Here is a 26,250-nt window from a genome sequence, read left to right as displayed (position 1 = left end):
GAAGTGCGCATCGACCTGCACGCCCACTCCACCGCTTCGGACGGCACCGACACCCCCGCCGAGCTGGTGCGCAACGCCGCGGCCGCCGGGCTGGACGTGGTGGCGCTCACCGACCACGACACGGTCGCCGGGTACGACGAGGCCACCGCCGCGCTGCCCGCCGGGCTCACCCTCGTGACCGGTGCCGAGTTCTCCTGCCGGCTCGACGGTGTCGGCATCCACATGCTCGGCTACCTCTTCGATCCGGCCGAGCCCGCACTCGCCCGCGAGCGTGAACTCGTCCGCGACGACCGGGTGCCGCGGGCCCAGGCCATGGTGGCCAAGCTGCGCGAGCTGGGCGTGCCCGTCACCTGGGAGCAGGTGAGCCGGATCGCGGGGGACGGCTCGGTCGGCCGCCCGCACATCGCCGCCGCCATGGTGGAGCAGGGCGTCGTCGAGACCGTCTCCGACGCCTTCACCGCGGAGTGGCTCGCGAACGACGGGCGGGCCTACGCGAGCAAGCACGAACTGGACCCGTTCGACGCACTGCGGCTGATCAAGGGCGCCGGAGGCGTCGCCGTGCTCGCCCACCCGATGGCCGCACAGCGCGGCCACTGCATCCCGGAGAGCGCGCTCGCCGACCTGGCGCAGGCCGGACTCGACGGCCTCGAGGCCGACCACGCGGATCACGACCCCGACACCCGCAAGCGGGTGCACGCCCTCGCCGCCGACCTCGGGCTGCTGGCGACCGGCTCCAGTGACTACCACGGCACCCGCAAGCCCCTCCGGCTCGCAGAGTTCACCACCGAGCCCGACGTCTACGCCGAGATCGCCGCCCGCGGCTCAGGCGCGGCGCCCATCCCGGGCTGAGGGGCGCCGGGAAGCGGTACCGTCCCGCCCGGCCCGCCCTCGCGAGAGGGGGCAGGGCCGCCGCGCGCGCCCAGCGGGCTCCCGCGGGGCACGCCGCACCGCCGTGCGCCCGCTCCTCCGCTCCCCGTATCCCTCTTCAGCCCTCTGCTTCCTCCCTTCTCACCCTCTCCTCAGCAAGGCACAGGCACCACCGTGTTCGATTTCGCTCTCTTCGGGTCCGTCTTCCTCACCCTCTTCGTCATCATGGACCCGCCCGGCATCACCCCCATCTTCCTCGGGCTGACCTCCGGTCGGCCGGCGAAGGTCCAGCGCCGGATGGCCTGGCAGGCGGCGTCCGTCGCCTTCGCAGTGATCACCCTGTTCGGGATCTGCGGCCAGCAGATCCTCGACTACGTGCACGTCTCCATCCCGGCCCTCATGGTCGCGGGCGGGCTGCTGCTCCTACTCGTCGCCCTCGACCTGCTGACCGGCAAGTCCGACGAGCCCACCCAGACCAAGGACGTCAACGTGGCGCTCGTCCCGCTCGGCATGCCGCTGCTGGCGGGGCCGGGCGCGATCGTCTCCGTCATCCTGGCGGTGCAGCACGCGGACGGCTGGGGCGGACAGCTCTCCGTCTGGGCCGCGATCGTGGCCATGCACCTGGTGCTGGGGCTGGCGATGCGCTACTCGCTGCTGATCATCCGCGTCATCAAGGACGGCGGAGTCGTCCTCGTCACCCGGCTGTCCGGCATGCTGCTCTCGGCCATCGCCGTCCAGCAGATCGCCGGCGGCATCACCCAGTTCATCGAGGGGAAGGGCTGAGCCAGAACCCCGCCAGGGCCCGCGCGGTCTCCGCGGGCCGCTCCGCGTTGGGGGAGTGGCCGGTACCCGCGATCACCGACCGGCGGGCACCCAACCGCTCGGCCATCGCGTCCAGCAGCGGCACCGGCCAGGCATCGTCCGCCGTACCGGAGACGACATGGAACGGCAGCTCCAGCGCCGCCAGTTCGCCCACCCGGTCCGGCTCGGTGAGCAACTGCTCTCCGGTGGCCGCGAGTTGCGAGGGCACATTGGCCAGCCAGCGGCGCCGCAGGAACCCCTCCAGCGCCACCGAGGTCTCCGCCGCCTCCCGCCGCGAGTACGGCGCCTCACCGGCGGAGCCGACCGACTGGTCGAGTTCCCGCATGACCTCCCAGATCGCCGCCATGCTCATCGTCCCCAGCGCACCCAGCAGCATCCGCACCCGCTCCTGCTGCGCTGCCGCGACGGCGGCCGGGCCGCTGCTCAGCAGCGTCAGCGAGGCGAAGGGAGCCGCATCCCGCAGTACCGCGGCGCGTGCGACCAGGCCGCCCAGGGAATGCCCGAGCAGATGCACGGCGCCGGTCTCCCCGCGGCCGAGCACCGCCGCGACCGCGTGCACGTCCCGGGCCAGCTCGGGCTGCGCGTAGGCGGCCGCCTCCCGGGGGCCGCCCGTCTCGTACTGCCCCCGGCCGTCGACCGCGACGGCCCGGAACCCCGCACCGGCCAGCGGCTCCAGCAACCCGATGAAGTCCTCCTTGCTGCCCGTGAACCCCGGCAGCAGCAGCACGGCGGGCCCCGGACGGCCCGCTTCCCCGGTGTCGTGCACGGCGAACTCCCCGCGTGCGGTGGCCATCCGGTACGCCCGCACACCGGACGGGAGCGCGAGGAAGGGGGGCTTGCTCATGCCAGGACGCTACCCGCAGGAGCGCCCCGGACAGCAAGCGGCCCGGCGTCCCGCAGCGGGACGCCGGGCCGTGTGTGCGTCGCCCGTGAGGGCCTCAGCCCTCCGTGGACCGGGTCGGGGCGTCAGCCCTCCGCGGACTGCTGCGCCGCGGAACCGGTGCGGCTCGCGCCGCCGGAACGGGTCCGGCGGCGGCGGGGCTTGCGCGGAGCCTCCTCCGTGCCGACCGCGGCCCGGCCCGCCTCGCCGCTCTCCTTGGCTGCGGGAGCCTGCGCCCCCGTCTCGGCGGCGGCCGAGCGGGTACGCCGACGGCGGCGCGGTTTACGTGCCGCCCCGCCCTCGACGGAGGCTGCCGAGCCCTCCGTGGCGGGCTCCGACCCGGCGGAAGCGGCGTCCTGGCCGGAGCCGGACTCACCGGTACGCAGTGCGCCACGGGTGCGCCTGCGCTCGCGCGGCTTGCGCGCCGGACGCGTGCGCTCGGTGGTGCCGCCGGACCGGCCGGACCGGCCCTGCGCACGCCCGCCGGGCTCGCCCAGGTCCTCGATCTCCTCGGCGGCGAGCCCCGCCCGGGTGCGCTCGGTACGCGGCAGGATGCCCTTGGCCCCGGCGGGGATCTTCAGCGCCTCGTACAGGTGCGGCGAGGTGGAGTAGGTCTCCTCCGGATCGTTGAAGTCCAGGTCCAGCGCCTTGTTGATCAGCTGCCAGCGCGGGATGTCGTCCCAGTCGACCAGCGTGACCGCGATGCCGGAGTTGCCCGCGCGGCCGGTGCGGCCGATGCGGTGCAGATAGGTCTTCTCGTCCTCGGGCGTCTGGTAGTTGATCACGTGGGTGACGTTGTCGACGTCGATACCGCGCGCGGCGACGTCCGTGCACACCAGCACATCGACCTTGCCGTTGCGGAACGCGCGCAGCGCCTGCTCGCGGGCGCCCTGGCCCAGGTCGCCGTGGACCGCACCGGCAGCGAAGCCGCGCCGCGAGAGCTGCTCGGCGACATCGGCCGCCGTGCGCTTCGTGCGGCAGAAGACCATCGCCAGCCCGCGGCCCTCGGCCTGCAGGATCCGGGCGACCATCTCCGGCTTGTCCATGGAGTGGGCGCGGAAGACGTGCTGTGTGGTGTTCGCCACCGTCTGGCCCTCGTCGTCCGGCGCGGTGGCACGGATGTGCGTGGGCTGGCTCATGTAGCGCCGGGCGAGCGAGATGACCTGCCCGGGCATGGTCGCCGAGAAGAGCATCGTCTGGCGCCGGGTCGGCAGCATCTCGATGATCTTCTCGACGTCGGGGAGGAAGCCCAGGTCGAGCATCTCGTCGGCCTCGTCCAGGACGAGCGCCCGGATCTCCGAGAGCCGCAGCTTCTTCTGGCCGGCCAGGTCCAGCAGTCGCCCGGGCGTGCCGACGACCACGTCGACGCCCTTCTTCAGGGCCTCGACCTGGGGCTCGTAGGCGCGCCCACCGTAGATCGACAGGACTCGGACGTTGCGCACCTTGCCGGCGGTGAGCAGGTCGTTGGTCACCTGCTGGCACAGCTCGCGGGTGGGCACGACGACGAGCGCCTGCGGAGCCTCGGAGAGCTCCTCGGGCCGGGCGCGGCCCAGCTCGACGTCGGCGGGAACGGTGACCGACTCCAGCAGCGGCAGCCCGAAGCCGAGCGTCTTGCCGGTGCCGGTCTTGGCCTGGCCGATGACGTCGGTGCCGGCGAGGGCCACCGGGAGCGTCATCTCCTGGATCGGGAAGGGGGATGTGATGCCGACGGCTTCGAGGGCCTCGGCGGTCTCGGGGAGGATCCCGAGCTCTCTGAACGTCGTGGACAGGATGCTTGCCTCTTCTGTGTGACGCGCGAGTGGGGCTGCGGCGTCCGGCCGACCCAGTTCTCTGGGCGTGCCGACGGAGCGAGGAGAGGATCTACCGCGACCCAGCGGCCGTCGTTGCGGCCCGCCGAGCGGTGCGGGACCACTGTCTCCCGCTCAAGCGCCTCACTCGCGCGAGCGGTCCCTCTCAGTGCGGCCCGCACGGGGAGCGCGGACCGACGGAAGGCTGTCGGGTCGGAGCCGATCGGGCCACCGACCGGGCATCCGCATTACATGCATGCAGCGAGTCCACGCCATCCGGTGGACTCAATATCACTGTACCCCGGATCCGCGCATCTGTACCGGGGCAATCGTTGTGTACGAGTTCACCTGGGGTCTCGTGGGGCCGATGGGGGGCCGGACGGGTCCTTCCCGGCCTGCGGTCGCGGGCTATCGTGCGAGGTATGGAGACGCCTGACAAGACCGCCGCCGAAGCCGGGGCCACCGAGCCCGAAGCCGCCGGAACCGAGCCCGCCCCCGCCACCACCATCGCCACCCAGAGCTGGGAGCAGGCATCGGCGGACCCGACCTACCGCGCCGCGGTCGTCGACCTGCTGGGAGCGCTGGCCTACGGGGAGCTGGCGGCCTTCGAGCGGCTCGCCGAGGACGCCAAGCTGGCGCCGTCGCTCGCGGACAAGGCCGAGCTGGCCTCCATGGCGTCGGCCGAGTTCCACCACTTCGGAAAGCTGCGCGAGCGGCTGGCCCGCATCGACGAGGACCCCACCGCCGCCATGGAGCCGTTCGCGGCCGCACTGGACGAGTTCCACCGGCTCACCGCCCCCTCGGACTGGCTGGAGGGGCTGATCAAGGCGTACGTCGGCGACTCCATCGCCTCCGACTTCTACCGCGAGGTCGCCACCCGGCTCGACGCCGACACCCGCGCCCTGGTGCTGAGCGTGCTGGACGACACGGGGCACTCCAGCTTCGCCGTGGAGAAGGTCCGCGCCGCCATCGAGGCCGAACCCCGGGTGGGCGGCCGGCTCGCCCTGTGGGCGCGGCGGCTGATGGGAGAGGCGCTCTCCCAGGCCCAGCGGGTGGTCGCCGACCGGGACGCGCTCTCCACCATGCTGGTCGGCGGCCTCGCCGACGGCTTCGACCTCGCGGAGGTCGGCAAGATGTTCTCCCGGATCACCGAGGCCCATACGAAGCGGATGGCAGCCCTGGGGCTTGCTGCCTGAAGTCGGACGACTGCCCGAACCCGGCGCGCGCCCCCGCGGGTGCCGGGGCGGTGCGCAGCGCGTCCTGGCGCCACTGGCGGCGCCCGGGCGACTCGTCCCGCAGCAGCAGGGACAGCAGGGCCGCGCTGAAGCCCAGTGCGAGGCACCACACCACCGCCAGGTGGCCGGAGCCGAGCACGGTGCGGCTGATGAGACCGCCGGCGAGGGCGGCGACGGGGCCCGTCGCGAGCACCAGCCGCCGGTCGGGAAGCCGCTCGGGGAACCGCCTGGTGGCAGCGAGCGCGAGGGCGCATCCCAGGGCTGCGGAGCCGAGAGCCTCCCAGATCATGAGGACCTCCTCGGGTGGGGACGGTCGGGGGGACCGCACCCTGGCCGGCCGCGGTCGCTCCGGTCCTCCCCCTGGGCGCGGACGCTGAAACGGCGGCCGCGGGAGGAATCCCGCGGCCGCCGTCAGCTGCGTACATCCGTGCGCCTGCCGCGCGCGCGTGCGCCCCGGGGCGCACGCGGTCAGATCGCGCCGAAGCCCACCTTGCGGCCCGACGCCTCACCGATCTCGACGTAGGCGATGCGCTCCGCCGGGACCAGGATCTTCCGGCCGTGCTCGTCCTCCAGGCCGAGCAGCCCGGAGCCCTTCTCCAGTGCCGCCGCCACGGCGCTCTCGACCTCGTCAGGAGTCTGCTTGCTCTCCATGACGATCTCGCGAGGCGCGTACTGCACGCCGATCTTGACCTCCACGGCTATGTCCCTCCGACGGTCCTGGTATCCCGTGGCCTCGCCCGGGATGTGATGCGCGGCGAACCGCGCCGTACGGAGCAACCCTAGCTCTCAGCAGGGAAGCGGAGGGCGCGCGGTCGCACGCCGGCAGCGAACAACCGCATTCCGCCGCGCCCCCTCACTGCATCGGGAAGCCCGCGATGCCCCGCCAGGAGAGCGAGGAGATCAGCTTCGCCGCAGCGTCGCGCGGGATCTGCTGCCCCGAGCTCAGCCAGTAGCGCGCGGTGATCTGGGCCATCCCGCACAGTCCCACGGCCAGCAGCATCGCCTGCTCCGACGGCAGCTTGGTGTCCTCGGAGATGACCTCGCTGACCGCCTCGGCGCAGTCCAGACTCACCTTGTCCACGCGCTCGCGCACCGCGGGCTCGTTGGTCAGGTCGGACTCGAAGACCAGCCGGAAGGCGCCGCCCTCGTTCTCCACGAAGGCGAAGTAGGCGTCCATCGTGGCCGCGACCCGCTGCTTGTTGTCCGTGGTGGACTCCAGCGCCGCGCGCACCGCCTGCAGCAGCGCCTCGCAGTGCTGGTCCAGGAGCGCGAGGTACAGCTCGAGCTTCCCCGGGAAATGCTGGTAGAGCACCGGTTTGCTGACCCCGGCACGGTCGGCGATGTCGTCCATCGCTGCCGCGTGGTAGCCCTGCGCGACGAAGACCTCCTGAGCTGCGCCCAGTAGCTGGTTACGTCGCGCACGGCGCGGCAGACGCGTACCGCGCGGGCGCGCCTCGGTCTGCTCGATGGCTGTCACGCCGCCTCCCTGAAGTTCCTGAGCGCGAGCTGCGCTGCGCCGCCATCGTACTTTTCGGTAACGGGGGTGAAAGGTTCCCGGCCCACGAAATTTTCCCTCGAGTGCCCCGGGCCCTTCCCTCCGGCGCCACCGGCCGACGATGTTTCGGCGGCCCTCGTCAGCTCCCGTCCACCTGTCAGTCTGCGCTTCCGGCGTCCGGAGCGGTACTCGTCCCGGCACCGGCGCTGCGCTATCGGTACTCGTCCTCGTTCAGCTCCACCACGCGGGCCTGCTCCGCCGCGTCCGCCGCGTTCACCTCGTCGGAGCCGCGGTCGGTCAGCGGGTCGTCGCGGTCGGTCAGCAGGTCGGTGCGCTGCTCCGCGGTGTCCGCCTCGGGGGCCTCCGGGCTCCCCGCTACCTCCGGCTCCTCCTCGTAGTCGTCGCGGTCGTAGGAGCCGAAGGTCTCCGGGTCGGTCGGATCGACTGCCATGCCGGCCTTCCTTTCCAGGCGGGGCCCGACGGGGCGGGCCCTTCTTACGAGACTAGGAGCGGGTCACCGGAGGCGCACGGTGCATGCCTCCCGCATCCCGGCGGGTGCTCCCGGATCCGTTTCCGGCCGCTGCCGCGACCGGCAGAAGCTCGTGCTCCCCGTACAACCAGTGTGCTTCTTCTTGTGACGGTGAACACGTGAGGGGGAGTGTGATCGTCTCGTAACATTGCTCCATGTCCTCCACCGAGCAGCCGGGAGTCCCCGCCTCCACGGCCCTCAGCGCTGCCCCGAACCCCTCGCGGTCCCGCGTCGGGGAGCGGGAGACGCTGCGGACCCTCTCCCTGCCCGGGCTGACGCTGGCCGTACGGGGGCGGTCCGAGGACGTGGCGGACGCCGCCGAGGACGCCAGGCCGCCCGCACTGTACGTGCACGGGCTGGGCGGCTCCTCGCTCAACTGGTCCGCGCTGATGGCCGAACTCGCGCCCGACCTGCGCGGCGAGGCCCTCGACCTGCCCGGCTTCGGCGACTCCCCGCCGCCGGACAGCGGCGACTACTCGGTCTCCGGGCACGCGCGTGCCGTCATCCGGTACCTGGACTCCACCGCGCGTGCCCCCGTGCATCTGCTGGGCAACTCGCTCGGCGGCGCGGTGGTGACCCGGGTGGCCGCCGTCCGCCCCGACCTGGTGCGGACGCTGACCCTCGTCTCGCCCGCGCTGCCGGAGATCCCTCCGCAGCGCACCGCCTGGCCGACGGCGCTGCTGGCGGTGCCCGGGGTGGCCGCGCTGTTCGGCCGGCTGACCCGGGACTGGTCCGCCGAGCGGCGCACGGGCGGTGTGCTCGGGCTCTGCTACGGCGATCCGGCACGGGTCTCGGCCGAGGACTTCGCCGCGGCCTGCGAGGAGTACGCGCGCAGACTGGAACTGCCCTACTTCTGGGACGCCATGGTCCGCTCGACCAGGGGCATCGTCGACGCGTACACGCTGGGCGGGCAGCACGCGCTGTGGCGGCAGGCCGAGCGGGTGCTGGCACCCACGCTTCTGGTCTACGGTGGGCGCGACCAACTGGTCGCCTTCCGGGTGGCGCGGCGTGCCTCGGCCGCTTTCCGCGACTCCCGGCTGCTCGCACTGCCGGAAGCGGGCCATGTCGCCATGATGGAGTACCCCGGGATCGTCGCGGGCGCGGTCCGCGACCTGCTCCGGGAGGCGGGTGCGGCGACGCAGTGGCCGGACAACTCCTCCGCCGGTGCCTTCACCCCGGCCCCGGCAACCCCGGAAGGTGACTAGTGGGACGCCATAGCCGCAAGGGCAAGGCCGGTTTCGGGCGCAGAGAGGAGCGCGCCCGGATACCCGAGCGCCCCGGCCCGGGCCCCGACGCCGCAGCCCGGCCCCGCCCCGGTGACGCCCCGGGCGGGACCGGCGGCTCCGGCGTGCCCGAACCCGGCGTCCCCGCGCCCGCCGTATCTGGCAGGCCGTCACCTGCCGTACCGCCGGGGGCCGGTGGCCGCCCGGCGGGACCCGGCCCGCAGGGCACCCCCGCGCACGGCGTGCCCGTGTACGCGGAGGGGCAGGCCGCCCGCGGTGGCCATCCGCAACACCCGGAGGGCGCGCCCGCGCCGCCCCGCACGCGCGGCCGGGGCGTCGGGAGCGCGGGCCGTACGGCGCCCGGTGAGCAGTGGTCCGGCGGGCCGCGGCAGGAGTATCTGGACGCTTTCGACAAGGGCGCTTTCGCCGCGGACGAGCCCCGCGCGGGCCGGCCCGGCGGACTCCCGTCGGCCGCCGCCGGTGCGCCCCCCGGGGCGCGGTCGCCCGACGCCCCGGCCGGTGGCGTCGGGAGCGGCGCGCGCCAGGCGCTTCCCGATCCGGAGCCCGAGCCGGAGCCCGCGCCGCTGACCCGGAAGCCGACCAGCCGCGCCCGCACGGCCACCGGGATCGTCGCCGCGGCCGTCACGACGGTGCTGGCCTTCATCGTGGCCGCGCAGGTGGCCGGCGGTGAGCACAGCAGCGGGGACTCCGGGCGCGGGCTGAAGACGGGGGAGCGGGCACCGGACGACTCGGACGGCGCTTCCGACCCCGAGCGCGCCGACCGCGGCGCGCGTCCCACACCGGGCAGCGCACCCGCCTCCTACGGCGAGAAGATGGCCCGGCAGTACCCGCTGGCCGACGATCTGGAGGGCTCGGGCAAGTTCAGCGCGGTGCCCGGCCACCAGAAGGGCCCGGGCAAGGGCGAGGTGGTGCGCTACCGCGTCGAGGTGGAGGGCGGGGTGCCGCTGGACGGCGAGTTGTTCGCGCGGGCGGTGCACAAGACCCTCAACGACGAGCGGAGCTGGGCGCACGACGGCAAGCGCAGCTTCGAGCGGGTCTCCTCCGGCAAGGCGCGGTTCGTCATCACACTGGCCAGTCCGCGTACCACCGACGTGTGGTGTGCCAAGTCCGGGCTGGACACCAGTGAGGAGAAGGTCTCCTGCGACTCGGCCGCCACCGATCGCGTCATGATCAACGCATGGCGGTGGGCGCGCGGCGCCGAGACGTTCGGCCCCGACCACATGCGCGCCTACCGGGAGATGCTCATCAACCACGAGGTGGGCCACCGGCTGGGCCACGGGCATGTGGGCTGTCCCGGAGACGGCAAGCCGGCGCCGGTGATGATGCAGCAGACCAAGTACCTCACCACGCAGGGCAAGACCTGCCGCATCAACGCCTGGCCCCACCCGCGCGATTGAGCGGGTCCGGTGACCCGTCCCGGCCGAGGGGTGACCGAGGCCGGCGCTGAGCGCTGGTAAACGCGCGAGCCTCCCGAAAGTCACGGGTCTTCACCCCTTCTGATGGCGTCGCGGACAACCGTCCGCCGCATGCCGGGGACGCCCGCATAGCGTCTGCTGCGTCTTCGACATTCCGCCGCCGCGCCCGTGCCGAGCCGCCGGGCGCGCGGCACGCCACGAGAGGGATCGGGGGTGCGCACGTGCGCATCGCGCTGCTTACGGAGGGTGGTTACCCCTATGTGCGGGGTGAGTCCGCGCTGTGGTGCGACCGCCTGGTGCGCGGTTTGGACGGCCACGAGTTCGCGGTGTACGCCCTCAGCCGCAGTGCCCGGCAGGAGCGGAGCGGCTGGCGCGAGAGGCCGCCCAACGTCGTACGGGTGCGCACCGCACCGCTGTGGGGCCCCGAGCCCGCCGCCGCGGGCGTACGCGGGCTGACGGGGGGTTCCTACGGGCGGCGTGAGAAGCAGCGCTTCCGCGAGTGCTTCGGGGTGCTCGCCGAAGCCGTCTGCGGCGCGGACCCCTACCGGCCCGGGTCCGACCCGCCCGGCTCCGACGGGTTCGCCGCCGCCCGGCCCGCGACGGCCGGCGCCCACGGGAGCGGAATCAGCTCCGCGCGCCCCCCGGCCACCGCTCAGGCGGACCGTTTCGCCGCCGGGCTCTACGGACTCGCCGAACTGGCGGCCGAGGGCGGCGGGCTGGCCGCCGCGCTGCGCTCCGAGAGCGCCGTACGCATCCTGGAGTCCGCCTGCCGTGCGCCCGGCGCGATGCCCGCCGCGCATGCCGCCCAGGTCTGTGACCTGCTCGCCGTCACCGACAAGCTGGAGCGCGCGCTGCGTCCGCTCTCCCTGGACTGGTACGGGCAGCGGGGCGGGGAGGCCGGGCTGTCGGATGCCGACCTGTGCCACGCGGTCGGCGCCGGACCCGCGGCCCTTCCCGGCCTCTGGGCCAAGCGGGCGTTCGGCGTGCCGTTGCTGATCACCGAGTACGGCGTGCGGCTGCGTGAGCACTACCTGGCGAGCGCCGCCGGCGCCGTGGGCGCCGTGGCCCGTGGGGTCGTGGGCGCCCCCGTACGAGCCCTGCTCGCCTCCTTCCAGCGGCGCCTGGCCCGCGAGGCGTACGCCCAGGCCCACCTGATCACCCCCGGGAACACGCACGCGCGCCGCTGGCAGGAGCGTTGCGGCGCCGACAGCGCGCGGCTGCGCACCGTCTACCCCGGCATGGACCCGACACCCTTCGACGCCGTCGGGGAACGGGCCGTGCATCTGCCGCCGCCCGGCGGCCCCCGCCGCACCGGCGCGCCCACGCTGGTGTGGGTGGGTGCCCCCGGCCCCGCCAAGGACCTGGACACCCTGCTGCACGCCTTCGTCCGGGTGCGCGAGGCGGTGCCGACCGCCCGGTTGCGCATCGTCGAGCGGGCGGACCCGCGCGGTCCCGGGGCGACGGACCGTGCCCCCCGCGCTTCGGCGGACGGCGGCAGCACCCCGGCGGAGGACGGCGCGGACCGGCCCGGCGGGCGCCCGGAGGGGGCCGGGGAGCCTGCCACGGGCAGCTACCGTGCGCACTGCCGGGCGCTCGCCGCGCAGCTCTTCCCCGCGGTGCCGCCGGGCGCCGAGGGCCCGGTCGGCTTCGAGGAGCTGGGCGGCCCCGCCGCGCCCACCCTGGCGGACGCCTATGCGCTGGGCGGAGTCGCCGTGCTCTCCAGCACCGTCGAGGGCTTCCCGGTACCGCTGGTGGAGGCGATGTTCTGCGGCAGAGCCGCCGTCTCCACCGATGTGGGGGCAGCCCCGGAGGTGATCGGCGGCACCGGCTGCCTCGTCTCCGCGCGCGACCCGCGGGCGCTGGCGGACGCCTGCGTCGCGCTGCTGCGCGACCCGGCGCGCGCCGCACGGCTGGGCGCCGCCGCACGGGCGCGGGCACTGGAACTGTTCACGGTGCGGCAGAACGTCGAGGCGTTCCGCGGTATCTACCGCGAACTCGCCCGGCGGCCCGCGGGCGGCCTCCGGCAGCCCGCCGCCGGGAGCGCCGGGGCCCCGCCCGCGGATACGGTCCCGTTCGCCCGCACTCCCGGGAACCCCCTGAGGGGCCACGCGGCGGCCGGTACCCAGCGGTCCGGTGACCCGGCCGCGGACACCGCCGCCGGTGCGGCAGTCCTCGGTGCCGACGGGCGCCGTCCGGCCGGCCGCTCCGGCCGGCGCACGGCCGGGGCGCGGAGCACCGGTGGCGGCTCCCCGCACGTGCCGAGCTGGGCCCGGCCGGACCGCGGACCGCGGGAGAGCGCGGGCGGGCCGCACCCCGCCGAGCGGGCCGCGGTCGGTGCCGAGCAGGGGGAGGGGACGGCCCCGTGACGACCCGCTCCGCACCCGGTGACCCGGTACGCGTACTGCTGCACCAGCACCGCACCCTGTGCGAGCGCGCCGTCGACCCGCTGGAGATCGCCGCCGGACTGGAAGCCGACGGGATCACGAACCGGACGGTCGCCCGATGCCGCCACCGCGACGTCTTCTCGCTGGCCGAGGAGCTGTACGCGCGCACTCCGTATCCCGGCACGCGGCACACGGGGGACGGCGCCTGCGGGGCGAGCACGCGCCGTGCGCCCTCGGCGGACACCCGGCACCCGGGCCCGCCGGGCGCCACGCGCCGGCGGCTGCGCGCATGGTGCGCGCTGCTGGCGCTGCCGCTGCTGCCCGGTCTGCTGTGCGCGGGCACACTCGCCTGGTGGGTGCTGCTGCGCGACGGCCCCGCCGCGGTACGGGCCGCCCTGTGCGTCCTGGGCGCCCTCATCGTGCCGGGCAGTGCGATCGCGGCGCTGCGGGCCGTCCCCCGCGTCCCGCGTGCGTTCTGCGGCGCCGTGTTCCCGGCGTCCGCCGCGCTGTGCGTCTGCTGGCTGGTGGGGTACGCGCTGTACGGCGACTGGCTTCTGGCCCAACTGCTGGGCGGCGGGCCCGACGCCCCGAACGGCGCGCCCCGGATGCCCTCGCCCGCGGTCCCGTTGGCCCTCGCGCTGGCTGCCGCGCCCGTCGTGTGGGGGGCGCGCGGATTCGCCTCGGCCGCCCGGAGCCGACTGGCGGGCAGCCGCAGCCTGGAGGACTTCGCCGCGGCGGTGCGCCCGCTGCTGGTGCTGTCCGTCTGCGCCGTCGTGGTGGGGCTGCCGGTGCTCCACCTGGCGGCCCGCGCCCTCGTCGACGGCCCGCTGGCCGCCGCGGCGCCCGGCCCGCACGCCCCCCTGCCCGCCACCGCCGCCGCCACCGGAGCCCTCGGACTGCTGCTCTTCGCCGCCTTGCTGCTTGCCGCGCACGGCTTCCGACGGGCGGCCACGGCCGGACTCGCCGCCGCCTGCGCCGTGGAGACCGCGGCGCTGCTCGCCGTCCCCGTGGCGCGGCTGCCCGGCCTCGGGGCACCGGGCCGTCTTCCAGAGGCACTGGTCGTGCACCTGGGGGCGGCGGCCGTGCCGGTCGTCGCCTGCGGCTGTGCAGCCCTCGCGCTGCTGGCGTACGCGGCGGCGGCACTGTCCAACGCCTCGGCGCACCACCGGGGGGCGGCGCCCGTATGACCGCCGGGACGCCCCCGAACCCTCCCTCCGGCACGGGCTTACGGACCCGCCCGTGCGACACCGACAAGGAGCAAGACCCGATGATCGACGCGCAGTTGGCACATCCCGGCACCCCTGGGAGGCGACCGCACCCGGGCGTGCGGCAGTGCCGGGCCCCGCACACGTGCCAGGGGGCCGCACAATGAGGGTGCTGCTACTGGGCGCCAGCGGATACCTGGGCCGCTTCGTCGCCGACCGCCTGCTGGCCGACCCCGCGGTGCAACTGACCGCGCTCGGCAGGAGCGACGAAGCCGACGTCCGCTTCGACCTGTCCACCGGAAGCCCCGGTGCCCTCACCCGTTTCCTGGACGCGGTCCACCCCGGTGTCGTCGTCAACTGCGCCGGTACCACCCGCGGCAACGGGCGGGAACTGATCCGGCACAACGTGGTCGCCACTGCCGCCGTCTGCGAGTCGCTGCGCCGCAGCGGCTGCGGCGCCCGCCTGGTGCACGTGGGGTGCGCCGCCGAGTACGGGGCGGCGCAGGCCGGTTCCTCCACAGGTGAGGACGCCTTGCCGCGTCCCGGTGGCCCGTACGGGGTGAGCAAGCTGGCGGGCACCGAACTGGTGCTGGCCTCCGGGCTGGACGCCGTCGTGCTGCGGGTCTTCTCCCCCATCGGCCCCGGCACCCCCGCCGGTTCGCCGCTCGGGCGGATCGCGGAGGCGATGCGGCGCGCGATGCAGCAGGGCGACAGCGAACTGAAGCTGGGCGGACTGAGTGTGCAGCGCGACTTCGTGGACGTCCGCGACATCGCGCGGGCCGTGCACGCCGCGTCCCTGTCCGCGGCGCAGGGCATCGTCAACATCGGTACCGGCAGGGCGGTGCGGCTGCGGGACGCCGCCTCGCTGCTGGCCCGGGTGGCCGGGTACGCCGGTGCGGTCCACGACCAGGGCGGCGGTCCGGCCGGGCAGGGGCCGGCCGAGGGGCCCCCGGCCGGTGCCGTGCCCGGAGTGCTCGGCGGCCCGGTCGGCGGCGCCCCCGCCATCCCCGCGCAGCAGCACGGTGCGCAGCCGTCGCCGCCCGCCTCCCACCCGTATCCGGACGGCTGCGGCGGCTGGCAGCAGGCCGACGTCCGCACGGCGCGCGACCGGCTCGGCTGGCGGCCCCGGATCGGTCTGGAGGAGTCGCTGGCCGACATCTGGATGGAGGCGGCGTGCCGTATCTGACGACACCCCCGGGCCGGCTCCGGGCGTCCGGCGGCGGCAGCGGCACGGCCAGCAGGCGGCCGGGGCTCGGCGTACCGGGGTGTGCGCACCCGATGCTGGCGCCCATGGAGTGGGCGGAGCTCGCCCGGCCCGGGCTCGGCGCCTGTCCCGGCCCGCAGCGGGCCGCGGGCCCACTGCACTGGGTGGTGCTGGATGTCGCCGACGGCCCGGGCACGCGGCCCGATCCGTACTGCGCCCCGGCGGCCGCCGCGCTGGGCTCGGCGGGCGTTCCGGTACTCGGCCGTCTCGACATGCGGGAAGGCACGCGGACATTCGGTGAGCTGATCTCCGAAGCCCACCGGTTCCTGGACTGGTACGGGGTCGACGGCTTCTATCTCGCGCACTGTCCGGACGCTCCGGCCCTGCTGGGGCACGTCCAGCGGCTCAGCGCCACGCTGCGTGCGCTGTGCGGCGCCGCCGGCGCGCGCGCCGAAGACGCCGAGCACGCCGAGGACGCCACCGGGCCCGCGGGCTTCCTGGTGCTGGAGACGGGCGGCCATCCGCACCCCGACCACCTCGGGTGCGCCGACCAGCTGGTCACCTATGCCGGAAGCTGGGGAGACTACCGCTGGTCGCAGGCGGCGGAGTGGACGGCGACGTATCCGGCCGAACGGTTCTGCCATCTGGTGCACGCCCTGCCGCGTACGCACCTGGAGGAGGCGCTGCGGATCGCGCGCTGGCAGGGCGCGGGCACCGTCTGCTTCACGGACCGCACCCGCGACCGGGGGCAGGACCCATGGGCGGCGCTGCCCGGCTACTGGGACGAGATCGTCTCGTGTCTTGGACCAGGTGTCTCGGAATGAGATAGGGCGTGGCAGTGTTACGGAAGGAAAAGCTCGCCCTCCGGGCGGGTGACTTCCCGCACGTTCCACCGACCATCGGAGTCTCCGTGTCACTGCCACCCCTGGTCGAGCCAGCCGACGAGCTCACCGTCGACGAGGTCCGCAGGTACTCGCGTCACCTGATCATCCCGGATGTCGGGATGGAAGGTCAGAAGCGGCTGAAGAACGCGAAGGTCCTCTGTGTGGGCGCGGGCGGCCTCGGTTCGCCCGCCCTGATGTATCTCGCGGCCGCCGGTGTCGGCACCCTCGGCATCGTCGAGTTCGACGAGGTCGACGAGTCCAACCTGCAGCGGCAGATCATCCACAGCCAGGCGGACATCGGCCGGCCGAAGGCGGAGTCGGCCAAGGACACGGTGCTCGGGATCAACCCGCACGCGCAGGTCAACCTGCACCTGGAGCGGCTCGACTCGTCGAACGTGATGGAGCTGTTCGCGCAGTACGACCTGATCGTGGACGGCACGGACAACTTCGCCACCCGCTACCTGGTCAACGACGCCTGCGTGCTGCTGAACAAGCCGTACGTGTGGGGCTCGATCTACCGCTTCGACGGCCAGGCCAGCGTGTTCTGGAGCGAGCACGGGCCCTGCTACCGCTGCCTGTACCCGGAGCCCCCGCCGCCCGGCATGGTGCCGAGCTGTGCCGAGGGCGGCGTGCTGGGCGTGCTGTGCGCCTCCGTCGGGTCGATCCAGGTGACCGAGGCCATCAAGGTGCTGGCGGGCATCGGCGACCCGCTGGTCGGCCGCCTGATGATCTACGACGCGCTGGAGATGAGCTACCGCCAGGTCAAGGTCCGCAAGGACCCCGACTGCGCGGTCTGCGGACCGAACGCCACGGTCACCGAGCTGATCGACTACGAGGCGTTCTGCGGTGTCGTCTCCGACGAGGCGCAGGAGGCCGCCGCGGGCTCCACCATCACCCCCAAGCAGCTCAAGGAGTGGCTGGACGAGGGCGAGAGCGTCGACGTCATCGACGTGCGGGAGCCGAACGAGTACGAGATCGTCTCGATCCCCGGCGCCCGGCTGATTCCCAAGAACGAGTTCCTGATGGGCACCGCGTTGCAGGACCTGCCGCAGGACAAGAAGATCGTCTTGCATTGCAAGACGGGTGTCCGCTCCGCGGAAGTCCTGGCAGTGCTCAAGAACGCGGGATTCTCCGACGCCGTGCACGTCGGCGGCGGCGTCATCGGCTGGGTCAACCAGATCGAACCGGACAAGCCCGTCTACTAGCACCGCCGGACCACACTGGGGGCGCACGGCCGGACATCCGCCGTGCGCCCCCGGTCGTGCTCGCCTCAGGTGCAGTCGGTACCGTTCCGCGGCACCCGGCCGCGCAGCAGATAGCCGTCGACCGCCTTGCGCACGCAGGAGTTCCGGCTGTCGTACGCGCCGTGCCCCTCACCGCGGTAGGTGACCTCCACCCCGACGCCGTCACCCAGCTCCCGCTGCATCGCCCGCGTCCCCCCGTACGGGGTGGCGGGATCCCCGGTCGTGCCGACCAGAAGGATCGGATCGGACCCGGCCGCGCTCACCGGAGGCGTCCGCCAACTGCCGTCCACCGGCCAGTCGTGGCAGGAGGCCAGCCCCCAGGCGGACATCGGCCCGAAGACCGGGGACGCCTCGGCGAAGTCCGGCAGCCTGTTCCTGATCGCTCCGGTCCCGTAGCGCTGCTCGTTGTCCGCGCAGCTGATGGCCGTCAGCGACGACTGCAGCGTGCTGTAGGTGCCGTCCTGGTTGCGTCCGTTGAGCGCGTCCGCCAGCAGCAGCAGCGTGGAGCCGTTGCTGTCCGTCATCGCCTCCTCCAGCCCCTGGGTGAGCAGGTCCCAGGTCTCCTCGGAGTACAGTGCCTGCGCGATCCCGCCCTCGGCCAGCGACTCGGTCAGCTTGCGGCCGCTGTCGGTGGGCATCGGCTCGGCGTCCAGGTCGGCCAGCAGTTCGGTGATCCGCTCCTTCCCCTCCGCGGGGTCGTCGCCGACCGGGCACTCCTCCTCGCCCGACGTGCAGCGGTCCAGATAGTTGTCGAGCGCCTTCTGGAACCCGCCCGCCTGGCTCAGCGACCCCTGCGCCGGGTTCGAAGCGGGATCGACCACCGCGTCGAAGACGGCGCGGCCCACCTTCAGCGGATACAGGTGCGCGTAGACACCGCCCAGTTCGGTGCCGTAGGAGATGCCGAAGTAGTGCAGCTTCCGGTCCCCGAGGACCTGTCGCATCAGATCCATGTCGCGGGCCGTGTTCTCGGTCGTCAGATGCGGAAGCAGGTCCCCTGCCCGCTTCTCGCAGCCGTCGGCGAAGGATTTCTGGCGGGCGAAGAGGCCGCGCTCCTCGGCGTCGGTGTCGGGCGTCCAGTCGGCGGCGAAGTAGGAGTCCAGCCGCTCGTCGCTCAGACAGCGCACCCCCTCGCTGCGGCCCACCCCGCGCGGGTCGAAACTGACCAGGTCGTAGCGGCCGCGCAGGGTCTCGTACTCGTCTGCGAAGGCGGGCAGCGCGGCGACCCCGGAGCCTCCGGGGCCGCCGAAGTTGAACACCAGCGAGCCGATCCGCTTGCCGCCGCCCGGGCGCTCCGCGGCGCGGATCATCTCGATGCCCAGCGTCCTGCCCCCGGGTTCGCTGTAGTCCAGGGGCACCTTCAGCTTCGCGCACTCCCACCGGTCGCCTCCCGGCAGCGGCGCGGGCGAGCCGGTGTCGGTGCCCTGCGCGGCGTTCGGCGCCGGACACGGCGACCAGCGCGGCTGCTGCCGGGTGAGCGAGTCCGGCAGCGACCGGCCCCCCGAGGTCCTGGCGGGCGCGGGGGAGCGGGAGGCGGACTCGGAGGTGGCCGGACTCCGGCCACTCGGCCTGGCCTCGGTCTTCCGGGTGCGGTCCGGTTCCTCGCTGCCGCAGCCGCTGGTCACGGCGGCGGCCACCATCAGCGCTGCCGCGAGCGCGGCGACAGGCCGCCGCGGGGAGCGGGAATGGCGCATGGGGACGTCCTCCCGACAGGGGGTGGGACGTTCATCGTGCGGACGGACCCGGTACGGCGGCGCGCTGTGTGAGGCGGACGGGTGGTCTTCCTCAGAGCGCGCCCCTGCGGGTCAGATGGGTGAAGGACAGCCAGCCGGGCAGCACCGGCATCCACAGCGTCAGCAGCCGGAACAGCAGCACCGCCGGGGTCGCCACCTCCTTCGGCACTCCGAAGGCGATGAGTGCGGCGATCAGGGCCGCCTCGACGGCACCCAGCCCGCCCGGGGTGGGCGCGGCCGAACCGAGCGCGTTCGCGGTCAGGAAGACGACGGCGAGGTTCGCATAGCTCGTCTCGTGCCCGAACGCGCGCACGCACGCGTCCAGGCACATCACGAACGCCAGCGTCAGCAGCAGCATCCCCAGCACACCGGTGAGCAGCTTCTGCGGCCGCTGCACCACGTCCAGCATCCGCGGCACCACGCCCGCGAACAGCGAGCGCACCCGGTTCGAGACGAACCGGCGCAGCGCGGGCACCGCCGTGACGATCAGCACCAGCACGGCCGCGGTCAGCAGTCCGGCGATGACCGCGCGGGACGGCGAGAGGGTGGGCGTGTGCTCGGTCCCGGTGATGTAGCCGAACAGCATCAACAAGGTGATGTGGCTGCCCAGCCCGAAGAGCTGGGAGGCGCCCACACTCGCCACCGCGTGCCCCGGGCGCACCCCGGAGCGCTGGAGGAACCGGGCGTTCAGCGCCACCCCGCCGACCGCCGCGGGGGCCACGAGCTTCACGAAGGAGCCGGCCACCTGCGCCTGCACCGTCCGCCACCAGGAGACCTTCTCCGGGACGAAGCCCAGCAGTGACATGGCGGCGAACAGGTAGGTCACCGCGGAGAAGAGCACCGCACCGCCGACCCAGGCCCAGTTCGCGCTGAGCACCTTGTCCAGCGGGACCTGGGAGAGCTGGGTCAGCAGGAAGTAGGCGGCCAGGGTGCCCGCGATGAAGCTGACCAGGGTGCGTGGCCGGATCCGCTCCAGCCGCGCGGGCTCTATGGGCGCCTGCGGCCTGATGCGCAGCACCTGCTGCCGGATCTGCGCCAGCAGATCCTCTTCGCGGGCCTCCTCCAGCGCCTCGTCTATTGCCTTCTTCTCGGCGTTCTTCTCCGCGCGCAGCGACTTGCGGTGCGCGCGGCCCCCCGTCGCCGGCGCTTCGGCCCCGTCCCGGGCCTTGGCCCCCTTGCCGGTGCGGGACGCCTCGATGACGGCCTCGCGCTCGCGTTCGGCCCGCTCCTTGGCCAGCCGCCGCAGAGTCGTGCGGGTGCTGCGGCTGAGCGCGATGGGCTGCAGCAGCGGCAGGCTGTCCGCGACGGCGTCGGGCCCCAGCACGTCCACCGCGGTCGCGGCCGCGCGCTCGGCGCCCACCCGCAGCCCCAGCGTGGTCAGCAGCTGGGCGATGTCCATCCGCAGGATCAGGTCGCCGGCGGCGATCTCCCCGCCGCGCAGGTCCGTCAGGTAGACGGCGCCGGAGCGGTCCACCAGCAGCGCGTCGCCCACCAGCCGGCGGTGGGCGATGCGCCGCGACTGCAGTGCCTCGACCTGGCGCCAGGTCGTGCGCATCAGCTCGTCGGTGATCTCCTCGTCCGGCAGCGCGTCCAGGCTGCGGCCCCCGATGTGCTCGTAGACCAGCATCACCGCGTCCGGGCCGAGTTCCGAGGTGGCGATCAGCCGGGGCGCGTTGGCGCCTGCGGAGATGGCCGCGTAGGCGAGCAGCGCCTCCTGTTCCAGGGCCTGCCGCAGCGACTGGAGACTGCGGCGCTGGGTGATGCCGCGCAGCGCCAGCCGCCGCCAGACGCGGTAGAAGAAGCCCTGGGCCTGCTGCTCGCGGTCGACGACGGTGACATCGAGCGGCGGGCCGTCGTCCAGCGTCACCCGGTAGCGGCGCCCCCGGTCGTTGTGGTCGCGCCGGTCGGCTTCCCCGGCGTCCTCCACCCGTACCGCGCTGACCGGGGTGAAGCCCACGCGGCGCAGTCCCGCCAGCAGCGTCTGGCCGGTGGGCCGGACGTTCGGGGTGCCGACGGCGTACAGCGTGCCGTAGGCGGTGGTCCAGCCGATCAGGACCGTCACCACGATGGAGAACGCTGTCGTGTACCCGGGCACCAGCACCGCAGTCGCGTTGAGCAGCAGCACGCCCCACAGCACCACGCGCCAGCGCGGCCGGCGGGCCATGCCGACCGCGGTCATGTACGCGATGACCGGCGCGAGATAGCTGTGCACCGGGGTGGTGGCGTCCTGCGGGGTGATCGCCTTGGTCAGCGCGTCCCGGATCGAGTCGGGCGCCGCCTGGGCGACCCACAGGTCCACGGCGAGCGAGGCGCCGTGCGCCAGGACGGCGGCCAGCACGCCGTCCGCGATCCGCAGCCCGTCCCGCTTGATCAGCCGTTCGATCGCGAACGCCACGGGGACCAGCAGCACGGCGATGCTGGACGCCAGCCCGGTCAGGCTGATGAGCAGATCGGGAGCTTCCGCGGTGCCCTTGTCGATGTCCTGTTCGAGTCCCGCCGTGGTGCCGTGCGCGAAGTTCGCGATGACCAGCACCAGCGCGATGCCCAGCAGCCCGAGCACCATCCGCAGCAGATCGGAGGGGCGGTGCACCCGCGCCGAGAGCAGCGGCTCGTCGCTCTCGATCTCGACCCGGTCCCCCTCCGCCACGACCTCCGGTTTCTCCGGCGGCTCCGCCGCGGCCGACGAGCCGCCCGCGCCGGGCTCCGGCTCCCGCACGGGCCGGGCCTCCGGGCCGGGCGCGGACTCGGTCCTGGGCCCGGGCTCCGGCTCGTGCTCGGGCTCCGGCTCGTGCTCCGGTTCGGGGGGACCCTGCCGGGCGGACTCCCGACCGGTACCCGCGCCGGTCCGGGCAGCACTTCCGGCGGCGGGTGCGCCCTCTTCGGAGGGACCGTCACCGTGCCGCTGTCCTGCCGCTGCCGTCTCGTCGTGGTCGCGTATCACTCGTCACCGCCCGGAAGATGGTGGCACGAGGGGCGGGTCGGCGGGAGCACGAGGGTGCATTCCGGTGGCGTGGGGGACGAATCGGCATCCGGGCAGGGGCGCCCCCGGCCGGAGCGGCCCGGCTGTCGGTGCCATGCGGCACCATGGCCCGCATGGCTGGAAACCCCCGAGAGGCGGAGCCGGACGACGACGCCTCTGCCGCGTCCCGGGACACCGACGTGCCCGCGCTGCCCGATTACGCGGAGCGCGTACTCGAGGTCGCCGAGCTGATCCCGGCCGGCCGGGTGCTGACGTACGGGGACATCGCCGAGTGGCTGGAGGAGGGCGGCCCCCGCCAGGTGGGCAGAGCCATGGCGCTGTACGGCGGTGCCGTCCCCTGGTGGCGGGTGGTGCGCGCGGACGGGGTCCCGCTGGCGGGCCAGGAACGGCAGGCCCTGGCGCACTACCACGCGGAGGGCACCCCGCTGCGCGAGCCGGCCGCCGCGTCCCGCCGCCGGGGCGAGGTCCCGCGTCTCGACATGCGCCGGGCCCGCTGGGACGGGACGGTCGGGTGACCCCGCGCTGCGGCTCCTCACAGTTCCCAGCTTCCGCCATGCCGCCCGGCCCGATGCGCTGGGCAGTCCGTACGGGGTACAGCAGCCGTACGGGGTACGGGAGCGGGGCACTGCGACACGTGTGTCCGCAGGCGTAGCGTCTGTACCGCTCCGCACAGACTTCCCCCTAGGCGATCCACGTGAGTACCTCCCTTGCTGCCGACCCGCGTCAGCGGCCCCGCGAGCCCGGTGCGTACCGACTGGTGCGCACCGGGGCGGGACCGGTCGATCTCCCTGCCTCTGACGCGGCCCAGCGTGCTGTGGTTGACCATCGTGGCGGCCCGCTGCTCGTCCTGGCCGGACCGGGTACCGGAAAGACGACCACCCTGGTCGAGGCGGTCGCGGCCCGGGTGCGGGAGGGCGTGGACCCGGAGCGTGTCCTGGTGCTGACCTTCAGCCGGAGGGCCGCCGTCGACCTGCGCGACCGGATGGCGGACCGGCTCGCAGCGGACACCGCACCCGCCGGGGTGCCCCGGCAGGCCCCGGCGTCGGGCGGTTCGGGCGGTTCGTGTGGTTCGGAGCGGCAGGGCGGCGGTAGCCCCCCGGGGGGCGCCCTGCGTGCTCCCGCCGCGACCACGTTCCACTCCTACTGCTACGCGCTGGTTCGCGCGCATCAGGACGCAGATCTGTTCGCCGAGCCGCTGCGTCTGCTGACCGGTCCGGAGCAGGATCTGCACATCCGCGAACTGCTGGAGGGGCAGCTCGCGCTGGCGGCGCGGGGGCGCGCGACGGTGCGCTGGCCCGACGAGCTGCGCGCCTGCCTGACGACCCGCGGCTTCGCCGACGAGGTCAGGGCCGTGCTGGCGCGCGGGCGCGAGCTCGGACTGGGTCCCGCGGCGCTCGACGCCTTCGCGCGTCGTGCCCGGCGCCCCGACTGGGGCGCCGCGGCCGGGTTCTTCGCCGAGTACCTGGATGTACTGGACATGCAGGGCGTGCTCGACTACGCCGAGCTGGTACACCGCGCCGTCCTGCTCACCGGGCGCGAGGAGGTGGCCGCCCGGCTGCACGACGCGTACGACGCGATCTACGTCGACGAGTTCCAGGACACCGACCCCTCCCAGGTGCGGCTGCTACAGGCCCTGGCGGGCGGCGGGGCCCGCACCCTGGTGGCGTTCGGCGACCCCGACCAGTCGATCTACGCCTTCCGCGGCGCGGACGTGAACGGCATCCTGCGCTTTCCCGACCTCTTCCCGCAGCGTTCCGGAGCCCCCGCGCCCGTCCACGTGCTGCGCACCGCCCGGCGCTCCCGGCCCCGGCTGCTGTCCGCCACCCGCGAGCTGACCGCCCGGATGCCCCTCACCCGGCTGCCGGCCGAGGCCGTGCGCGCTCATCGCGCCCTGCGTCCCGGGCCGTCCGGCGGCCCGGACCCGGCGGGCGCACCGGACCCGGCGGACCCGGCGGGCGCGGACAGCAAGGACGGCATGGGAGCCGAGGACGGTCTCGGCCCGGGCGGGGAGGGTACGCACGCCTCCGGCCGGGTCGAGGCGTACACATATCCGACCGCAGGCGCCGAAGTGGACAACATCGCCGACCTGCTGCGCCGCGCCCACCTGGAGGACGGCCTCCCCTGGGGCGAGATGGCGATCCTGGTACGCGCGGGCGGGCGGTCCCTTCCCGTGATCCGCCGCGCCCTCGTCTCCGCGGGCGTGCCCGTGGACGTGGACGGCGACGATGTACCGCTGCGCCACGAACCGGCCGTCGCACCCCTGCTGACGGCGCTGCGCGTCGCGGCCACCGGAGCGCTGGAGGAGTCCGCCGCGCTCGGCACCGAGACCGCGCTGACTCTGCTGACCTCGCCCCTCGGCGGGATGGACGCCGCCGACCTGCGCCGCCTCGGCCGGACGCTGCGCGAGGAGGAGCGTGCCGCCGGTGCCAAGGTGCCCCGCCCCTCCGACACCCTGCTGGCCGAAGCCCTCGCCGAGCCCGAACGCCTGGTCGCCCACACCCCGCACTCCGGCGCCGCGGCCCCGGCACCCGGCGGGCGCTCCGTCGAGGGCGCGCACAGCCTCGGACTGCTGCTGCGCAAGACCCGCGAGCTGCTCGCCGGCGGCGGCACCGCCGAGGAGGCCCTGTGGACGCTGTGGAGCGGCACCGGCTGGCCGGACCGGCTGGAGCGGGCCGCGCGCCGCGGCGGGCCCGCCGGCCGCAACGCCGACCGTGATCTGGACGCCGTGTGCACCCTCTTCGCCGTCGCGGCGCGCGCCGAGGAACGAGGCGGCGGCCGGGGTGCGCTCAACTTCCTGGAGGAGCTGGAAGCGCAGGACATAGCGGCCGACACACTCGTCCAGCGCGCGGTGCGGCCCGAGTCGGTACGGCTGATGACGGCGCACCGCGCCAAGGGCCGCGAGTGGCGGCTGGTGGTCGTCGCCGGGGTGCAGGAGGGGCTCTGGCCCGACCTGCGACGCCGGGGCTCGCTGCTGGAGGCGGACCGGATCGGCAGGGACGGCATCGCGGAGCCGCTGTCTCCGGGAGCCCTGCTGGCCGAGGAGCGCAGGCTCTTCTACGTCGCGACGACCCGCGCCGAGGAGCGCCTCGTGGTGACGGCCGTGGCGGCGCCGGCGGAGGACGGCGACCAGCCCTCGCGGTTCCTGGGCGAGCTGGGCGTCCAGCCGCAGTCGGTCGGCAGCCGCCCCCGCCGTCCGCTCTCGGTCCCCGCGCTCGTGGCCGAACTCCGCGCCACCACCGTCGACCCGGCGGCCTCGCCCGCGCTGCGGGACGCGGCCGCGCGGCGGCTGGCCGGACTGGCGGCCGAACGCGACGAGGAGGGCTATCCACTCGTTCCCGCAGCGCATCCGCAGCGCTGGTGGGGACTGGCCGAACTCACCCGCTCCGCCGTGCCGCTGCGCGAGAGGGAGGCGCCGGTCGCCCTGTCCGGCAGCGCGCTGGAGCAGCTCGGACGCTCCTGCTCCCTGCAGTGGTTCCTGGCCCGGGAGGTCAAGGCGGACGAACCGGCCACGGCCGCGCAGGGTTTCGGCAACGTGGTGCACGTACTGGCCGACGAGGTGGCCTCCGGCGGCGGCCCCGGCGACCTGTCCGCGCTCATGGAGCGGCTGGACGCCGTCTGGGACGGCCTGTCCTTCGACGCCCCGTGGAAGTCGCGGCAGGAGCGGGAGAACGCGCGCGCCGCCCTGGAACGCTTCCTGCGCTGGCACGTCATGGAGCGCGGCGAGGGGCGTGAGCTGGTCGGCAGTGAACACGGCTTCGATGTCACGCTGCGGGCCGGTGAGCACGCCGTCCGCATCCGGGGCAGCATGGACCGGGTCGAACGCGATGCTGCGGGCCGCGCCTACGTGGTCGATTTCAAGACCGGTCGCACCCGTCCCACCGGGCCCGAGGTCGAGCGCCACCCCCAGCTCGCCGTCTACCAGCGCGCCGTACAGGAGGGCGCGGCCGACGCCCTGTTCGACGGAGTGCGCCCGGAGCCGGGCGGGGCGGAACTGGTGCACCTGCGGCTCGGCGCCGCCCGCCGCGACGGCGGGGACGCGCTCCCGGTCGTCCAGCGGCAGGAGGCGCCACCGGAGCCCGGCTCCGGACCCGGAGGGGAAAGCGCACCGGAGTCCGGCACCGCACCGGAAACCGGACCGGAAGCCGCATCCGTTACGGAAGCCGCATCCGGGGCAGGGCCGGACGGCGACTGGGTCGGCGAGCTGCTGGCCACCGCCGCAGCCCGGGTCCTGGACGAGCGCTTCACCCCTTCGCCGGGTCAGCAGTGCACACACTGCGCCTTCCGCGCGGCCTGCTCCGCCCGCCCCGAGGGCCGCCAGGTGGTCGAGTAGCGGGCTCGTCCGGCC

The 26,250-nt window shown here is 74.4% G+C and carries 20 protein-coding genes; 12 read left to right on the top strand and 8 right to left on the bottom strand.

Annotated features, from left to right (window positions below; translation table 11 throughout):
* The first annotated feature begins 3 nt into the window (after positions 1 to 3).
* Both P2424_RS24960 and P2424_RS24955 read left to right on the top strand, forming a co-directional pair.
* A complete protein-coding gene (locus P2424_RS24960) occupies positions 4 to 849 on the top strand; it encodes a PHP domain-containing protein (RefSeq protein ID WP_276479120.1) in 846 nt (281 codons plus the stop codon).
* A gap of 192 nt (positions 850 to 1,041) precedes the next feature.
* The gene (locus P2424_RS24955; protein WP_276477952.1) at positions 1,042 to 1,650 is read left to right on the top strand and encodes a MarC family protein; all 609 of its coding nucleotides are present in this window, start codon (positions 1,042 to 1,044) and stop codon (positions 1,648 to 1,650) included.
* Here the strand turns inward: P2424_RS24955 and P2424_RS24950 are convergent.
* Positions 1,631 to 2,533, bottom strand: coding sequence for an alpha/beta hydrolase (locus tag P2424_RS24950; protein ID WP_276477951.1), 903 nt, complete (start codon positions 2,531 to 2,533; stop codon positions 1,631 to 1,633). The genes P2424_RS24955 and P2424_RS24950 overlap by 20 nt on opposite strands.
* Positions 2,534 to 2,655: 122 nt before the next feature.
* On the bottom strand, positions 2,656 to 4,245 hold the full coding sequence (locus tag P2424_RS24945; protein WP_276477950.1) for a DEAD/DEAH box helicase: 1,590 nt from the start codon (positions 4,243 to 4,245) through the stop codon (positions 2,656 to 2,658).
* A gap of 533 nt (positions 4,246 to 4,778) precedes the next feature.
* On the opposite strand from P2424_RS24945, the gene P2424_RS24940 reads away from it, so the two are divergent.
* Positions 4,779 to 5,552 carry a ferritin-like fold-containing protein gene (locus P2424_RS24940; protein ID WP_276477949.1) on the top strand — a complete coding sequence of 258 codons (774 nt, stop codon included), beginning with the start codon at positions 4,779 to 4,781 and terminating at the stop codon, positions 5,550 to 5,552.
* Here the strand turns inward: P2424_RS24940 and P2424_RS24935 are convergent.
* From P2424_RS24935 to P2424_RS24920, 4 genes are all read right to left on the bottom strand, one after another.
* Positions 5,503 to 5,880: a hypothetical protein gene (locus P2424_RS24935; protein ID WP_276477948.1), complete on the bottom strand. Its 378-nt coding sequence runs from the start codon at positions 5,878 to 5,880 to the stop codon at positions 5,503 to 5,505. The genes P2424_RS24940 and P2424_RS24935 overlap by 50 nt on opposite strands.
* Positions 5,881 to 6,059: 179 nt before the next feature.
* Positions 6,060 to 6,287, bottom strand: a complete 228-nt coding sequence (locus P2424_RS24930) for a DUF3107 domain-containing protein (protein ID WP_019354404.1) — start codon at positions 6,285 to 6,287, stop codon at positions 6,060 to 6,062.
* Between the two features lie 157 nt (positions 6,288 to 6,444).
* Positions 6,445 to 7,068, bottom strand: coding sequence for a TetR/AcrR family transcriptional regulator (locus tag P2424_RS24925; protein ID WP_276477947.1), 624 nt, complete (start codon positions 7,066 to 7,068; stop codon positions 6,445 to 6,447).
* 229 nt (positions 7,069 to 7,297) lie between these two features.
* The gene (locus tag P2424_RS24920; RefSeq protein WP_276477946.1) at positions 7,298 to 7,537 is read right to left on the bottom strand and encodes a hypothetical protein; all 240 of its coding nucleotides are present in this window, start codon (positions 7,535 to 7,537) and stop codon (positions 7,298 to 7,300) included.
* 233 nt (positions 7,538 to 7,770) lie between these two features.
* Here P2424_RS24920 and P2424_RS24915 point away from each other — a divergent pair, with 233 nt between their 5' ends.
* From P2424_RS24915 to moeZ, 7 genes are all read left to right on the top strand, one after another.
* Entirely contained in the window at positions 7,771 to 8,820 is a 1,050-nt protein-coding gene (locus P2424_RS24915) for an alpha/beta hydrolase (RefSeq protein ID WP_276477945.1), read from the top strand.
* A gap of 266 nt (positions 8,821 to 9,086) precedes the next feature.
* On the top strand, positions 9,087 to 10,256 hold the full coding sequence (locus P2424_RS24910) for a DUF3152 domain-containing protein (RefSeq protein ID WP_346660116.1): 1,170 nt from the start codon (positions 9,087 to 9,089) through the stop codon (positions 10,254 to 10,256).
* A 239-nt stretch (positions 10,257 to 10,495) separates the two neighbouring features.
* A complete protein-coding gene (locus tag P2424_RS24905) occupies positions 10,496 to 12,640 on the top strand; it encodes a DUF3492 domain-containing protein (RefSeq protein ID WP_276477943.1) in 2,145 nt (714 codons plus the stop codon).
* On the top strand, positions 12,637 to 13,845 hold the full coding sequence (locus P2424_RS24900) for a hypothetical protein (protein ID WP_276477942.1): 1,209 nt from the start codon (positions 12,637 to 12,639) through the stop codon (positions 13,843 to 13,845). Before P2424_RS24905 ends, P2424_RS24900 begins: the two co-directional genes overlap by 4 nt.
* Positions 13,846 to 14,026: 181 nt before the next feature.
* Positions 14,027 to 15,049, top strand: a complete 1,023-nt coding sequence (locus P2424_RS24895) for an NAD-dependent epimerase/dehydratase family protein (RefSeq protein WP_276477941.1) — start codon at positions 14,027 to 14,029, stop codon at positions 15,047 to 15,049.
* 104 nt (positions 15,050 to 15,153) lie between these two features.
* Positions 15,154 to 15,891: a spherulation-specific family 4 protein gene (locus P2424_RS24890; protein WP_276477940.1), complete on the top strand. Its 738-nt coding sequence runs from the start codon at positions 15,154 to 15,156 to the stop codon at positions 15,889 to 15,891.
* An 86-nt stretch (positions 15,892 to 15,977) separates the two neighbouring features.
* Positions 15,978 to 17,156: an adenylyltransferase/sulfurtransferase MoeZ gene (gene moeZ, locus P2424_RS24885; RefSeq protein WP_276477939.1), complete on the top strand. Its 1,179-nt coding sequence runs from the start codon at positions 15,978 to 15,980 to the stop codon at positions 17,154 to 17,156.
* 65 nt (positions 17,157 to 17,221) lie between these two features.
* On the opposite strand, the gene P2424_RS24880 is transcribed toward moeZ, so the two are convergent.
* Complete coding sequence (locus P2424_RS24880) at positions 17,222 to 18,886, bottom strand: alpha/beta hydrolase (protein ID WP_276477938.1); 1,665 nt, start codon at positions 18,884 to 18,886, stop codon at positions 17,222 to 17,224.
* Between the two features lie 91 nt (positions 18,887 to 18,977).
* The gene (locus P2424_RS24875) at positions 18,978 to 21,866 is read right to left on the bottom strand and encodes a flippase-like domain-containing protein (RefSeq protein ID WP_276477937.1); all 2,889 of its coding nucleotides are present in this window, start codon (positions 21,864 to 21,866) and stop codon (positions 18,978 to 18,980) included.
* A gap of 152 nt (positions 21,867 to 22,018) precedes the next feature.
* Here P2424_RS24875 and P2424_RS24870 point away from each other — a divergent pair, with 152 nt between their 5' ends.
* On the top strand, positions 22,019 to 22,420 hold the full coding sequence (locus tag P2424_RS24870) for an MGMT family protein (RefSeq protein ID WP_276477936.1): 402 nt from the start codon (positions 22,019 to 22,021) through the stop codon (positions 22,418 to 22,420).
* A gap of 173 nt (positions 22,421 to 22,593) precedes the next feature.
* Positions 22,594 to 26,235, top strand: coding sequence for an ATP-dependent DNA helicase (locus P2424_RS24865; RefSeq protein WP_276479119.1), 3,642 nt, complete (start codon positions 22,594 to 22,596; stop codon positions 26,233 to 26,235).
* The last annotated feature ends 15 nt before the right edge of the window (positions 26,236 to 26,250 follow it).

Source organism: Streptomyces sp. WMMB303, from assembly GCF_029351045.1.
GTDB lineage: Bacteria > Actinomycetota > Actinomycetes > Streptomycetales > Streptomycetaceae > Streptomyces.
Note: the sequence above shows the minus strand (reverse complement) of the source record. Positions and strands in the feature narration are given on the sequence as shown.

Bases quoted from the DNA above. Each gene is read 5' to 3' on its own strand.
- P2424_RS24890 (WP_276477940.1), top strand. From the start codon at position 15,154: ATGGAGTGGGCGGAGCTCGCCCGGCCCGGGCTCGGCGCCTGTCCCGGC.
- P2424_RS24920 (WP_276477946.1), bottom strand. From the start codon at position 7,537: ATGGCAGTCGATCCGACCGACCCGGAGACCTTCGGCTCCTACGACCGC.
- P2424_RS24935 (WP_276477948.1), bottom strand. From the start codon at position 5,880: ATGATCTGGGAGGCTCTCGGCTCCGCAGCCCTGGGATGCGCCCTCGCG.
- P2424_RS24940 (WP_276477949.1), top strand. From the start codon at position 4,779: ATGGAGACGCCTGACAAGACCGCCGCCGAAGCCGGGGCCACCGAGCCC.
- P2424_RS24895 (WP_276477941.1), top strand. From the start codon at position 14,027: ATGAGGGTGCTGCTACTGGGCGCCAGCGGATACCTGGGCCGCTTCGTC.
- P2424_RS24870 (WP_276477936.1), top strand. From the start codon at position 22,019: ATGGCTGGAAACCCCCGAGAGGCGGAGCCGGACGACGACGCCTCTGCC.
- P2424_RS24880 (WP_276477938.1), bottom strand. From the start codon at position 18,886: ATGCGCCATTCCCGCTCCCCGCGGCGGCCTGTCGCCGCGCTCGCGGCA.
- P2424_RS24950 (WP_276477951.1), bottom strand. From the start codon at position 2,533: ATGAGCAAGCCCCCCTTCCTCGCGCTCCCGTCCGGTGTGCGGGCGTAC.
- P2424_RS24915 (WP_276477945.1), top strand. From the start codon at position 7,771: ATGTCCTCCACCGAGCAGCCGGGAGTCCCCGCCTCCACGGCCCTCAGC.
- P2424_RS24945 (WP_276477950.1), bottom strand. From the start codon at position 4,245: ATGACGCTCCCGGTGGCCCTCGCCGGCACCGACGTCATCGGCCAGGCC.